This window comes from Zoogloea sp. (genome assembly GCF_044344315.1).
Lineage (GTDB): Bacteria > Pseudomonadota > Gammaproteobacteria > Burkholderiales > Rhodocyclaceae > Zoogloea.
This window is the reverse complement of record NZ_JBIJDC010000048.1, coordinates 1-13,221: the sequence shown is the minus strand read 5'-3', so window position 1 is coordinate 13,221 and position 13,221 is coordinate 1. Positions and strand designations below refer to the sequence as shown.

Genomic DNA, 13,221 nt, shown 5'->3' with positions numbered 1-13,221 from the left:
GGACACGACCCGATTCTAGCCTGCCGGAGAAGTACGATCCAGCAGCCCGGCACTCGATTCGCGGGCGAACTCCCAGCAGTTTCCCCCCAGCGCCTTGGCCAGATACATGGCGCGGTCGGCCGCGCCGATCAGGCGCTCGCCGTCATTCTCGTGGCGTGGCCCCAGCGCGATGCCGATACTCGCGGTCACCGCCACCGACTCCCCGGAGAAGGCAAAACGCAGGCTGGCAATGCACACGCAGACCCGGCGGGCCAGCTCGGACAGATCCTGTGCCGAGGCCGTGGGCACCAGAATCGCGAACTCATCCCCCCCCATCCGGAAGAACATCTCGTTGCGCCGGACCACAGCTCCCACCGCGCCGGCCAGACCAACCAGAACCTCGTCACCGGCCTGGTGCCCATACAGATCATTGACCGGCTTGAACCCGTCCAGGTCGATGGCCAGCAACCCCACCGACTCTCCGTGACGGTGCCCATCAGCCAGCATGCGTTCGAGTTCCTCGTGAAAGCGGCGACGATTGAAGAGATTGGTGAGCGGATCACGCTCGGCCAGGCGCATCAGCTGGGCGGCTACGCGAAGCTGCTCGGTCACGTCCTCGAACACCCAGATCCGCCCGATCTCACCAACATCGTCAGGCCCCGGCACCACCCGAGAGAACTCCCGCACCACCCGGCCATCCTTGAACTGGATCTCGAAAGGTTCGCTGGGCTCCTGCTGCTGCAGCACGTCAGCCACATGGCGCTGATAGGCCTGGGGGTCGTCGAGGAACTGGATGATGTGCTGCTGCAGCACCGCGTCGCGCACCCCGACGAAGCCGTCACCGGGGGGCAGGCCCCAGATACTGTAGAGCGCCCGATTGCAGTACATGACCCGGCGGTCGGTATCCATGAACAGGATGCCCATGCGCACCACATCAAGGAGCGCCGACAGGCGCGAACGCTCCTCATTGCTGCGCCGCAGGTAATGCTCGGAGAGGGCCTGGGCCCGGCGCAGGGCAGCGACGGTCTCGAGGAGCTTGTATTCGGCCTCCTTGCGGGCCTGCACGTCACTCATCGAAGCGCGCAGGCCGAGCAGGCTGCCGGCCTCGTTTCGAATCGGCTGCCACCGGCAGAGCATCCACAGCTGTGCACCGGACTTGGTAGCGATCCTCAGCTCGGACTCTGCTGCCACGCCGGTCTGCAACACCTGCCGAACCTGATCACGGCAATAGCGGCGATCCTTGTCGTAGACGAGAAGATCGATGAAATCTCCGGCCAGGACTTCATCGGCAGTGTACCCCGTGCAGGTTTCAACGGCCCGATTGACCCAGTACAGCTTACCGGCCGGATTGATCCAGCCCTCAATGCCACCACCGGATTCGGCGGCGAGCCGGAAATAGCGATTCTGGCTATCCCCTGCCTCCAACGGCTCGGAGCCCCGGGCGGCAATGCTGCCATCCGGCATTGGCAGCCCTTCGCTGAGCCGGGCTATGCGCTGCCTCAGGAGCAGCACATAGCCACCGCCGGCCAGTCCAAGCATCACCGCGGCACCGGCAAGCGCAGTCACCACAGGCGAGGCCATGCTCTCGGGCAAGGCGGCCAGGGCCGGACCAGCCGGACACAACAGCCCCGCCACAGCCATCGGCAGACGAGCGAAGAGGACTTTCACTAGAGATCTCACAGTGTCTTCATGAACACCTTTGAACGCCTGCTCACATCGTACATCTCCCGCTTCTGGCGCGGCAGATCCTCCGGCGGAGCCTCCCGGAAGCCCCGCTCCCGGAACCAGTCTGCCGTACGCGTGGTGAGCACGAACAGGCGCTCAACCCCCAGTGCCCGGGCCCGCCGCTCCATGCGCTGCAGGAGCATCTCACCCAGCCCGGCGCGGCGATGCTGGGGCACCACGGCCACGCAGGCCATCTCCGCCGCACGCTCGTCAATGAAAGGGTAAAGGGCCGCACAGCCCACCAGCACGCCGTCGTACTCGACCACGGTGAAACGCTCGATCTCCTCCTCAAGGCGCTCCCGGCTGCGGCGTACCAGGGTGCCATCGGCCTCCATGGGAGCAATCACGCTACCCAGCGCGCCCACATCCTCGATGGTCGCTTCGCGCAGGCGGAACAGGGGGTCGCGGGTCAGCACGGTGCCCACGCCCTGGGGGGTAAAGAACTCCAGCAGCAGGCCGCCATCCTTGTCCCGGTCGATCAGGTGGGCACGCCCCACGCCCTGGCGCACCGCGCGAATCGCGCAGGGCAGGTAGAGGTCCAGGTCCTCGGTCATCCCCTCCCCAGCCTTCAGCTTGGCCTCCGCGTCATCGGCGGTGATGGCCTCGATCAGGCCCCCCTTGCCGTCGAGCAAACCCGGCGCATCGCACAGGTAGATGAGCTTCTCGGCCTTGAGGGCAATGGCCACGGCCTCGGCCACGGCCTCCATGCTCATGTTGAAGATCTCGCCTGCCGGCGACACCCCCAGCGGCGACATCAGCACGACGTTCTGCTGATCCAGATCGGCGGCGATCTCCTCGGCGATCACCTTGCGCACGGTGCCAGTGAAGCCGTAATCCACCCCATCCACCACCCCCACCGGCTTGGCGGTGACGAAATTACCCCCGGTCACCCGCATGAAGCTGCCGGCCATCGGAGTGTTGGGCAGGCCTTGGGAGAGCTGAGCCTCGACCTCGATGCGGGTCACGGCCATGGCGGCCTTGACGCACTCAAGCGCGGCCGCGTCGGTCACCCGCAGCCCCTTGTGATAGCGCGGCGTCAGGCCGCGGCGGGCCAACTCGGCCTCGATCTGCGGACGCGCGCCATGCACCAGCACCAGGCGCACACCGAGGGCAGCAAGCAGGTTGCAGTCATAGGCCAGGGCCTGGGCCAGTTCGCCAGCAGCCACTTCGCCGCCAAAACCGAGCACGAAGGTCTTGCCGCGAAAGGCGTGAATATAGGGTGCTGCAGCCCGCACCCAGGCGACGAAACGCTGGGAGAGGTGGTCCGCCTGCCCGGAGGCAGACGCGGTGGCAGGGGTCGTCACACTGGTTTCCGGAATGGCCGAGTCGGCAGAGGTCAGCATTTTAGGGGCAGTCGTCCTTCATTTTCCGATGGTGGTCTCGAGCTTCTCGACAAGCGTGGCCAGAATCTTGACCCGCGCGAAGTATTTGTTGTCCGCCTCGACCAGGGTCCAGCCGGCATTCTCGGTGCTGGTGCGGTCGATCATGTCGCAGACGGCGGGCTCGTAGGCCGGCCATTTTTCCCGGTTGCGCCAGTCTTCCGGGGTGATCTTGTAGCGCTTGAAGGCCTCCGCCTCCCGTGCCTTGAAGCGCTGGAGCTGCTCATCGCCGCTCACCGACAGCCAGAACTTGAGCACGATAGCGCCGGCCGACACCAGCTGATCCTCGAAATCGTTGATCTCCGCATAGGCGCGCATCCAGTCGGCTTCCGAGCAGAAACCCTCGACCCGCTCGACCAGCACCCGCCCGTACCAGGAGCGATCGAAGATGGCCACCTTGCCCTCCCGCGGCAAACGCCGCCAGAAGCGCCAGAGATAGGGCTGGGCACGCTCCTCGTCGCTCGGCGCGGCAATCGGGATCACCGCGTACTGACGCGTGTCGAGGGCCTGGGTGACACGCCGGATGGCCCCGCCCTTGCCCGCCGCATCCATACCCTCGAACACCAGCACCAGGCTGCGCCGGGCAAAGGCATCGCTGCGCACGGCCAGCGCCAGACGCCCCTGGAGCTTCTCCAGCTGCTTCTCGTAAGTCTTCTTGTCCATGGGCTGATTCAGCACCAGGGCATTGAGCAGATTGCGCTGATCCACCGGGGTGGGCAGCGGCGGCGCGGTGAGGCGCGTCCGATAGCCCTTGCCGAGCGCCTCCAGCTTGCGCTGCACGCCCTCGAGCAGGGTCCGCCCCACGTTCACCGCCCGGTAATCGGGGTCGGACCCATCCACGATCACCCACGGAGCGATGCCGGTGCTGGTCCGCCGCAACACGTGCTCGGCCACTTCCCGATAGCGGTCGTACTCCTCGTAGAACAGCCAGTCCGCTTCACGTACCCGCCAGCGGGTGTCGGGGTTGGCCTCCAGGGCCTTGAGGCGCTTCTTCTGCCCAGCCCGGGAGAGGTGGAACCAGAACTTCACCAGCAACACACCCTCGGCCGCCAGCATGGCCTCGAAGCGATTGAGCTCGGACAGGCGCTGGTCAAGGTGCGCCTTCTTGATGCGCCCGAAAGCCCGGTCGCCGATCGGATCGGAATACCAGTTGCCGAAAAGGATGCCGATCTTGCCCTTGGGTGGCAGCGCCCGCCAGAAGCGCCACAGAAAGGGACGCTCGCGCTCCTCCTCGGTGGGCCGGTCGAAGGCATGCACCTCGATGTGCCGCGGGTCCATCCACTCGTTGAGCAGGTTCACCGTTTCGCCGCGCCCGGCGCCATCGATGCCGTTGATCAGGATCACCGTGGCAAAGCCTTTCTTCTCCAGCAGCTCGAACTGGGCGTTGAGCAGATCCGTGCGCAACTGCGGCTCGATCTCGTCGTACTCCGCTTTCGAAAGCCGGTGACCCAACTCCGCAGACTCAAACATGACTTTCTCCCGAAAAATCACCCCACAGGGTTTGCAGCGCCGTCAGGGCCGCCAGGCCGGCAGTCTCGGTGCGCAGCACCCGGGGCCCGAGGGCCAGGGGCTCGCAGCCAGCCCGTTCGGCCAACTCCAGTTCGGCGGCCGACCAGCCGCCCTCCGGACCGATGAGCACCGCCAGCGGCACCTGAGGCGCAGCCTTGCGCGCCAGGGCCCCGGCGGCACCCGGTGTCAGGATCAGGCGCGTGCCCTCGGCCGGCAGCGCCAGATAGCGGGCCAGGCTCAGGATCTCGCCCACCACCGGCACCCGGTTGCGCCCGGACTGCTCGCAGGCCGCCACTGCGATCTGCTGCCAGTGGGCAACCCGCTTGCTCGCCCGGTCGCCAGACAGCTTGAGCACAGAACGCTCGGCGGCCACCGGCTGGACGGCCACGGCCCCCAGCTCCACCGCCTTCTGCACCACCCAGTCCATCTTGTCACCACTGGCCAGGGCCTGCACCAGGGTGATCGCCAGGGGTGACTCCTGCTCGATCGGCAGCCGTGGCCCGAGCCGCGCCAGGGGCTGCTTGCCGAGCGCCGTCAGGGTGGCGGCAAACTCGCCACCACGACCATCGAAGAGCACCACCGGATCGCCAACCGCCAGGCGCAGGACGCGCTCGGCGTGGTGTGCCACGGCGAGCGGCAGTGCAATTTCACAATCGGGAACAAGCCCCTCGGGGCAGAAGAAGCGCGGATTCATCATGCTATTATCGCCAAAACCGTGTCACTCAACGGGATTGAAACGCAGCCCGCCTCGGCCATGCCGGCGCATCCGGCGCTTCAGCCCGACCCAGGCCCGGCCGTAAACACCGTGGTCTCCATGTCTCCAGCCTCCCAGCACCCGATGACCAGCGCCCAGCGCCTCGAATACGCCCGCACCCTGGCAGAAACGGTCCGCCGGATGGCCCGCGAGACCATCCTGCCCCGCTATCTGCGCGCCGTACGCGAACAGAAGGCCGACGGCAGTGTGCTCACCGAAGCTGACCTGGCCTCCCAGGCTGCCCTGGTGGACTGCCTGCCCAAGCTCATCATGGCGCCGGTTCTTGGCGAGGAGATGACCGCCGAGGAACAGGGCCGTGTCTGGCACGAGGGCGTCAATGGCCTGTGGGTCATCGACCCGATAGACGGCACTACCAATTTCGCCAACGGCATCCCCTTTTTCGGCGTCGCCGTGGCCTACCTGGTCAATCACAAGACCCAGATCGGAGTGGTCTACAACCCGGTGACGGACGAGGCCTTCTACGCCGGCCGCGGCGCCGGCGCCTGGCTCAACGACATCCCGCTGCCCATGCGCCAGCCGGCCAGCCGGCTCAAGGACGCCGTCGCCGGTGTGGACTTCAAGCGCATCAGCCATCACCTCGGCGACGAGCTGGCGGTCCGCCCGCCCTATTACTCCCAGCGCAACTTCGGCTCCAGTGCTCTCGAGTGGTGCTATGTGGCAGCCGGCCGCCTGGACGTCTATCTGCACGGTGGCCAGATGCTGTGGGACTACGCCGCCGGACGGCTGATCCTCGAAGAGGCCGGCGGCAGCTACAGCACCCTCGGCGGCACACCGCTCACCGCAGGGCCGGCCATCAAGCGCTCAGTCATCGCGGCCGCCAGTCCGGCGCTGTTCGAGCAGTGGCGCACCTGGCTGCACGCCCATTCCTGAGAGGTCCATCAGCGCCTGCGGCCCGGTTTTTGCTGAATTCGTCTTCCCGGGTCGGAATACCCCGCGACCGAGTGTTTTTGGAACAGGCCACGCCCCGTGCCCTGCTCCAAAACTACTCACTTTCGGGAAGCAGTCATGTCCATGAAGCACCCCATCATCGTGGTCACCGGCTCCTCTGGGGCCGGCACCACCACGGTGAAGCACACATTCGAAGGCATTTTCTGGCGCGAGAAGGTCAATGCGGCGATCATTGAGGGCGACAGCTTTCACCGTTACACCCGCGAGGAGATCCGCCGGCTGATCATCGAGGCGGAGAGCAAGGGGCAGCGGGGCATCAGCCATTTTGGCCCGGAGGCCAACCTGCTTGAAGAACTCGAGCAACTCTTCCGCACTTACGGGGAGTCGGGCGGCGGCAAGCGCCGCTACTATCTGCACCACACCGAGGAAGCTGCCCGGCGCGGCCTGCGTCAGGGCGACTTCACCCCCTGGGAAGACCTGCCCCAGGACACCGACTGCCTGTTCTACGAAGGCCTGCACGGTGCGGTGATCACCGACAGGGTAAATACCTGTCGTCACGTGGACCTGCTGATCGGAGTGGTCCCCATCACCAACCTGGAATGGATCCAGAAGATCCACCGGGACACGAGAACCCGCGGCTATTCCCTTGAAGCTGTGCAGGAAACAATCTTGCGGCGCATGCACGACTACGTGCATTACATCGTGCCCCAGTTCTCCCACACCCACATCAACTTCCAGCGGGTGCCCATGGTCGACACCTCCAACCCCTTCATTGCCCGGGACATTCCGACCGCCGACGAATCCATGGTGATCATCCGCTTCCGGGACCCCCGTGGCGTGGACTTCCCCTACCTGCTGCGCATGATCCATGACAGCTTCATGAGCCGGGCCAACACCATCGTGGTGCCGGGCGGCAAGCTCGACCTGGCCATGCAGCTGATTCTCACGCCGCTGATCTGGAAGCTGATGGAGCGTCGCCGGCAGTGGGTATGAGAGGGGCTTGAATCAGCGTGAGGCGGCGATGTCCTTGCCCGCCTCCGTTTTCAGATCATCCCGGAACTCGCCCTCCCAGCCCTCCCCACTGGCCCAGAAGAACCGCCCGAGGCCGTGCTTCTTGCCCAGCACCCAGGCACCCTCATAACGGTTGCCGTTCTTCCAGGCATAGGTGCCCTGGCCATGGAAGAGCCCCCGCGAGAACTCACCGGTGTAGCGATCACCGGAGACGAACACCAAGGTGCCGCGCCCACCGGGCTCCCCATCCCGGACCGCCCCCTCGTAGCGGTTACCGCCGGGAAACTGGATGATGCCGTAGCCCACGGCCCGGTCATCCACCCAGTCCCCCTCGTACCACTGGCCACCCACCCAGGTAAAACGGCCCTTACCCTGGCGCCATCCCTTGATCAGCGTGCCGGCAAAGCGCTCGCCATTGGCCCATTCCACCGTCCCCGTGCCGCTAACCTCGCCACTGGCAGACACGATGGCAAAGGCACCGCGATAGGTGGTGTCACCCGCGACCAGCACCCCGTCTGCGGCCGGTACCGGCCTGGCATCGAGCGGAGCAGCCTCCACCGGCCGGGGGGCATCCGCTGGCGCTTTTGGCGCCGTCGGGCTTGCCGTCACCGGTGCTGCGGCCGTAAGACCGGCCCCGCCAACCGCAGCTCGGGCAGCCCCCGTTCCCGTAACGGCGGACGGTACCGCCACTGCCATGCTGGCAGCCGCAGCCGGCGGTGCACTCACCACGGCAACCACCGGCGGCGGCGCCTTCTTGCTGCCATACATTGCCATCGCCTGCGCTGGCAGAGGCGCGCCACGCTCCCGGGCCAGGGCCTCTGCATTGGTGCGAGCGAGGGTCTGGGGGGCACCTCGACAGGCGGTGGCGGCATCCCGCCAGCCCACCTCGGCCCGAATGGACAGCTGGTCCCGCTCGCTCGCCGGAAGGCCGGCTCCGTTCGTCTTGAGGCGCTGGGCCTGATCGGTGGCGGCATCCCACAGGGGGCCGCAGTGTTCCGCGTTATGGGCATCCACGTGGGTCTGCTCGGCCTTGCGCTGAGCCTGCTGCTGGCGAGTACCCGAGCACTTGTCGGCAGCCCCCTCCCAGGCCATGGCAGCCTTGTCGTAGAGCATCGCCGCGTCGTCCCAGCGCTTGTCCTTCCAGGCCCCCCGGGCATAGTCCACCAGCGCCCCGGCACTCTTCCAGGCCGCATCGCAGGCCGGCCCGGCGCTGAGCAGCTCGGCATTGGCGGCGCGCGCCCGGACCGTAGACGCAAGACTCTTCTCAGCCTTCTCCCTGTGGGGTGACTGGCACAAGCCCACCGCATCGCGCCACACCCCCTCGGCCTCGCCGAGCAGACGCTCGACCTCGGCCGGGTCGCCCTTGTCGTTGCGGGCCGCAGTTGCCCGCAGGTCCAGATCAAGCGCCTTGTCGAAACGCGGCAGACATTCGGTCTGATGAGACGCTGCGCTCTCGGCCAGCTTGAGCTCCACCGTTGCGCGATCCCCCTGACGATTGGCCTGGATGGCCACAGACGGGCAACCCGCTGCAACCTTGAGAAAGGCACTTCCGGCCTCGCGCAGCACTGGCACCGCATCCTTCCAGCGCCGCGCTGCCGACGCATGCAGGCCGCGCTCGAGGAGCACCTCTGCCTCCTGCAGCAGCACCGGACACACCACCACCGGCGGCGCCGAAGACTCTATTGGCATGGCCGCCGTAGCATCCGGCTGCTGCGCTCCTGCGGAACTCGCGACGGCCGACACGCACAGAACAGCAAGGGAGAACGATCTCGTTTTCATCATCACTCAGCCCCCGACTCCAGGGGCATCCTCAGCATTGCATCGATCAAGCCGCCACCGCCCTGCCCGGACGCCAGCATCGTGTCATCACTTTCAGCCTTCATGGCATGCTGGCCGGCATCTTCGGAGGCGCTCGGCAGGTCGGTCAGCTTGAGCGCAAATATCTCCAGTGATGCGCCCTTCAGCACCGCCGCCAGCATCTCCTCGCGCTGAGTCTGTCGGGCCAGTGCGGCAAAACTCTGGAGACGCTCCTCATCGAACACGAAGGCGTTGTTCACCAGGCCCCGGTCCAGCAGCTTCTGATGCAGCGTGGCACCGGCCAACGGATCGCCGCCCACCACCCCGATGCGATCATAGGCCCAGCGATCAGCGTAATCGAACACCGTGGTGGCCACCCACGACAGGCTTGACACCGACAAGCCCACGCGCGTCATGAAGGTGTCGCGCAGCACGTTGCCGGCCTGCAATGCAACGGCCTTTCCCACCTCCTCACCTACCCGCTGGGCATACTCGCGACTGGCTTGTTCGGCAATGCTGCGGGCCGCCTCCTGGAGCGCCTGCTTGGCCGCCGCCTCACCTGCCGACTTGGCCGCCGCCGTGGCTGCCGCCTGGGCCGCCTGGTTGGCGGCCACCTTGGCTGCCTGGGCTGCAGCATTGACCCCCACGGCCAGGGAAGCGATGTCGAACAGGGTCGAAACAATTTCCTTGCTGTAGTGATAGGTCTTCATACGGGCACCGCCCTCTTCCGACAGGCCTTGCGTCCACAACACCATCCACAGGGCTTCGTCCGGGGTCACCTGGGGTACGAAGAGTTCCAGCGGATGAATGCTCATCAGCCAGTGGAAGTCCTGATAGCCCGGCGTCAGGGGAGGCGCCAGCCGCGTGTAGCCGCGACACACCTCGAAAGGCTTGACCATTACCGTGCGTCCCGCCGCCGTCTTGACCGGGAAGGGCTCACCGTCATCACGCAATTCAGCGAGCTCCAGGAGCATCTTGTTGGCGTCATCCTTGCGGTAACCTTTGAGTTCCACCAACTTGTCGCCGATCTGCAGCCCGCTGTCCTGGGTTGCAGCGATCACGGTGAGGCGCTCATCCACCTGCAGCGCCCGGACCCACGCCACCCGGTCGTCGGCGGGCCACTCATAGCTGGTAGCCACGCTGAATGGCAGCTCCCACTGGCGGCTGCACCCGGGGTCCTTGAGTGCAGCGGAGCGGACAATGGCCGGACGCAGGGCACGCTCCCCATGCCCCATCAGGCGCAGGTTGGCGAGCAGCGTTTCATTCACCTTGCGGCCATCGTCGACGGTGTATTTCATCGTGCTGCACCCGCTGATGAACAGGGTCGCCAGCAAAACAAACAGAACCGCCAGTCGGGAAAATGCGAGGGTCAGCACAGCGCGCTGTAAGAAAATGTAAGTGCCGGGACGGGCTGCAATTATGCCGGAGTTTTGACGCACCGGCCGCAAGCGCCTGCAGACCCACAAAAGCCCCCGCCGAGGCTACCCAAGTGCCAGTAAATCAAAGATAATTATGGTCTTTGCGCGCCGTTCCCCCGGCCCAAGGTTCTTCGATGTCTTCTTCGCGTAACGTCAAGCCGCCCGTCTTCAACTCTCTGACCGGCGCGATTCGCGCGCTGGCCATGGATGCCGTCCAAAAGGCCAACTCCGGTCACCCCGGCGCCCCGATGGGCATGGCCGAAATCGCCGAAGTCCTGTGGCGTCACCATTTGCGCCACAATCCGGCGAATCCCCATTGGGCCGACCGCGATCGCTTCGTCCAGTCCAACGGCCACGGCTCGATGCTGATCTACAGCCTGCTGCACCTCACCGGCTACGATCTGTCCATCGATGACCTGAAGAACTTCCGCCAGCTGCACAGCAAGACTCCGGGACACCCGGAGGTCGGATACACACCCGGCGTCGAGACCACCACCGGCCCGCTTGGCCAAGGCATCACCAACGCCGTGGGCATGGCCCTCGCCGAGAAGATCCTCGCCGACAGCTTCAACCGCCCCGGTCACACCATCGTCGATCACCACACCTACGTGTTCCTGGGTGATGGCTGCCTGATGGAAGGCATCTCCCACGAGGCCTGCTCGCTGGCTGGCACCTGGGGCCTCGGCAAGCTGATCGCCTTCTACGACGACAACAACATCTCCATCGACGGTCACGTGGACGGCTGGTTCACCGACGACACGCCGATGCGCTTTGAAGCCTACGGCTGGCATGTAGTGCGTGACGTGCAGGGCCACGACCCGGTGGAGATTGAAGCGGCCCTGAAGGCAGCCCAGGCCGAAACCGGCAAGCCCAGCCTGATCGTCTGCAAGACCATCATCGGCGCCGGCTCGCCCAACAAGCAGGACAGCCACGACGTGCATGGCGCCCCGCTCGGTGCCGCCGAGATCGAAGCCACCCGTGCCCACATCGGCTGGAACCACCCGGCCTTCGAGATCCCGACCGACGTCTACGCCGCCTGGGACGCCAAGGCCAAGGGTGCCGCTGCCGAAGCAGAGTGGAACACCCGCTTCGCCGCCTACGCCGCCGAGTTCCCCGACCTGGCCGCCGAGTTCACCCGCCGCATGGCTGGCGACCTGCCGACCAACTGGGCAGCCCACGTCGAATCCGTGCTCGCCAAGGTCACCGAAAAGGCCGAGACCATCGCCACCCGCAAGGCCAGCCAGAACAGCATCGAAGCCTTCGCACCCGAGCTGCCGGAGCTCCTCGGCGGCTCGGCCGATCTGGCCGGCTCCAACCTGACCCTATGGTCTGGTGCCAAGGGCGTCAGCAAGACGACCGGCGGCAACTACGTCTATTACGGCGTGCGCGAGTTCGGCATGGCGGCCATCGCCAACGGCATCGCCCTGCACGGCGGCCTGATCCCCTACACCGCCACCTTCCTGATGTTCAGCGAATACGCCCGCAATGCCCTGCGCATGGCGGCGCTGATGAAGGTGCGCCAGATTTTCGTGTTCACCCACGACTCCATCGGCCTCGGCGAAGATGGCCCTACTCACCAGCCGGTGGAGCAGACTGCCTCCCTGCGCCTGATCCCCAACATGGACGTGTGGCGCCCCTGTGACACCACCGAATCCACCGTGGCCTGGGCCGCCGCGATCGAACGACGGGACGGTCCGTCCTCGCTGGCCTTCTCCCGCCAGAACCTGCCTTTCCAGACTCGCGATGCCGGCCAGGTGGCCGATATCCGCCGCGGCGGCTACATCCTTTCCGAAGCGGGTACTCCTGCACAGACGGGCAAAGCGCAAGCCGTTATCATCGCGACCGGCTCCGAAGTGGCCCTTGCCATGGCGGCCCAGAAGCAACTCGCCGACGAAGGCATTGCCGTGCGCGTGGTGTCCATGCCCAGCACCAACGTCTTCGACCGCCAGGATGCCGCCTACCGCAGCTCGGTGCTGCCGGCAGGCCTGCCCCGCGTGGCGGTGGAAGCCGGCGTCACTGACGGCTGGTACAAGTATGTTGGCCTCGACGGCGCAGTGATCGGCCTCGACCGCTTCGGCGAATCCGCCCCCGCGGGCGAGCTGTTCAAGTACTTCGGCATCACCGCCGAGGCCGTGGTCGCCGCGGTGAAGAAGGTTCTCGCCTGAAGCGGCGACGGAGCACGCAACAACAGGGTCGGCCCCCAGGGGGGGCCGCAAGCAACGTGATATTGGTTTCGTGTATCTAGACTAGGGAGAAGAATCGATGAGCATCAAGGTCGCCATCAATGGTTTCGGTCGTATCGGTCGCTGTACGCTTCGCGCCATCTACGAGCAGGGTCTGCAGAACGAGTTTGAAGTGGTCGCCATCAACGCCTCCGGCGATCTGGCCACTAACGCCCACCTGCTGAAGTACGACACCACCCATGGCCGCTTCGGCACCTCCGTGGAGACCGAAGGCGAAAACACCATCATCATCGACGGCAAGAAGATCCCCTTCTACTCCACCAAGGATCCCAAGGGCGTCAACTGGGGCAGCCACGGCGTGGACGTGCTGCTGGAATGCACCGGCGCCTACACCACCAAGGCCAAGGCCCAGGCGCTGCTCGACCAGGGCGCCAAGCGCGTGCTGATCTCCGCCCCCGGCGGTGATGACGTGGACACCACCATCGTCATGGGCGTCAACGAAGAAGCGCTGAAGGCCGGCATGACCGTCGTCTCCAACGCCTCCTGCACCACCAACT

The 13,221-nt window shown here is 65.8% G+C and carries 10 protein-coding genes; 4 read left to right on the top strand and 6 right to left on the bottom strand.

All coding sequences use genetic code 11. The annotated features are described in order from the left end of the window. Positions 1-15: 15 nt before the first annotated feature. From ACIQ09_RS11930 to ACIQ09_RS11915, 4 genes are read right to left on the bottom strand one after another with little or no spacing between them, the layout of a single operon-like run. Entirely contained in the window at positions 16-1,647 is a 1,632-nt protein-coding gene (locus ACIQ09_RS11930) for a diguanylate cyclase domain-containing protein (RefSeq protein ID WP_398309764.1), read from the bottom strand. An 8-nt stretch (positions 1,648-1,655) separates the two neighbouring features. Next, positions 1,656-3,047 (bottom strand): amino-acid N-acetyltransferase, encoded by a 1,392-nt coding sequence (argA, locus tag ACIQ09_RS11925; RefSeq protein WP_398309761.1) that lies wholly within the window; start codon positions 3,045-3,047, stop codon positions 1,656-1,658. Between the two features lie 18 nt (positions 3,048-3,065). Further along, positions 3,066-4,553, bottom strand: a complete 1,488-nt coding sequence (gene pap, locus ACIQ09_RS11920; protein ID WP_398309758.1) for a polyphosphate:AMP phosphotransferase — start codon at positions 4,551-4,553, stop codon at positions 3,066-3,068. After that, a complete protein-coding gene (locus ACIQ09_RS11915) occupies positions 4,546-5,286 on the bottom strand; it encodes a 16S rRNA (uracil(1498)-N(3))-methyltransferase (protein WP_398309808.1) in 741 nt (246 codons plus the stop codon). The genes pap and ACIQ09_RS11915 overlap by 8 nt, the downstream gene beginning before the upstream one ends. A gap of 120 nt (positions 5,287-5,406) precedes the next feature. On the opposite strand from ACIQ09_RS11915, the gene ACIQ09_RS11910 reads away from it, so the two are divergent. Continuing rightward, positions 5,407-6,237, top strand: coding sequence for an inositol monophosphatase family protein (locus ACIQ09_RS11910; RefSeq protein WP_398309755.1), 831 nt, complete (start codon positions 5,407-5,409; stop codon positions 6,235-6,237). Positions 6,238-6,372: 135 nt separating this feature from the next. Then, positions 6,373-7,248 (top strand): phosphoribulokinase, encoded by an 876-nt coding sequence (locus ACIQ09_RS11905; RefSeq protein WP_398309752.1) that lies wholly within the window; start codon positions 6,373-6,375, stop codon positions 7,246-7,248. Positions 7,249-7,260: 12 nt separating this feature from the next. On the opposite strand, the gene ACIQ09_RS11900 is transcribed toward ACIQ09_RS11905, so the two are convergent. Further along, positions 7,261-8,955 carry an MORN repeat-containing protein gene (locus ACIQ09_RS11900; protein WP_398309749.1) on the bottom strand — a complete coding sequence of 565 codons (1,695 nt, stop codon included), beginning with the start codon at positions 8,953-8,955 and terminating at the stop codon, positions 7,261-7,263. Positions 8,956-9,047: 92 nt separating this feature from the next. Next, positions 9,048-10,361, bottom strand: a complete 1,314-nt coding sequence (locus ACIQ09_RS11895; RefSeq protein ID WP_398309746.1) for a hypothetical protein — start codon at positions 10,359-10,361, stop codon at positions 9,048-9,050. A 254-nt stretch (positions 10,362-10,615) separates the two neighbouring features. Here ACIQ09_RS11895 and tkt point away from each other — a divergent pair, with 254 nt between their 5' ends. Continuing rightward, entirely contained in the window at positions 10,616-12,646 is a 2,031-nt protein-coding gene (gene tkt / locus ACIQ09_RS11890) for a transketolase (RefSeq protein ID WP_398309743.1), read from the top strand. A 97-nt stretch (positions 12,647-12,743) separates the two neighbouring features. Continuing rightward, a partial coding sequence (locus ACIQ09_RS11885; RefSeq protein WP_398309740.1) for a glyceraldehyde 3-phosphate dehydrogenase NAD-binding domain-containing protein occupies positions 12,744-13,221 on the top strand: 478 nt, incomplete at its 3' end.

What these genes read in the sequence shown, in the direction of transcription:
- ACIQ09_RS11900 (WP_398309749.1), bottom strand. Translation starts at nt 8,955, where the DNA reads ATGCCAATAGAGTCTTCGGCGCCGCCGGTGGTGGTGTGTCCGGTGCTG.
- ACIQ09_RS11895 (WP_398309746.1), bottom strand. Translation starts at nt 10,361, where the DNA reads ATGAAATACACCGTCGACGATGGCCGCAAGGTGAATGAAACGCTGCTC.
- argA (WP_398309761.1), bottom strand. Translation starts at nt 3,047, where the DNA reads ATGCTGACCTCTGCCGACTCGGCCATTCCGGAAACCAGTGTGACGACC.
- ACIQ09_RS11905 (WP_398309752.1), top strand. Translation starts at nt 6,373, where the DNA reads ATGTCCATGAAGCACCCCATCATCGTGGTCACCGGCTCCTCTGGGGCC.
- pap (WP_398309758.1), bottom strand. Translation starts at nt 4,553, where the DNA reads ATGTTTGAGTCTGCGGAGTTGGGTCACCGGCTTTCGAAAGCGGAGTAC.
- tkt (WP_398309743.1), top strand. Translation starts at nt 10,616, where the DNA reads ATGTCTTCTTCGCGTAACGTCAAGCCGCCCGTCTTCAACTCTCTGACC.
- ACIQ09_RS11910 (WP_398309755.1), top strand. Translation starts at nt 5,407, where the DNA reads ATGTCTCCAGCCTCCCAGCACCCGATGACCAGCGCCCAGCGCCTCGAA.
- ACIQ09_RS11915 (WP_398309808.1), bottom strand. Translation starts at nt 5,286, where the DNA reads ATGAATCCGCGCTTCTTCTGCCCCGAGGGGCTTGTTCCCGATTGTGAA.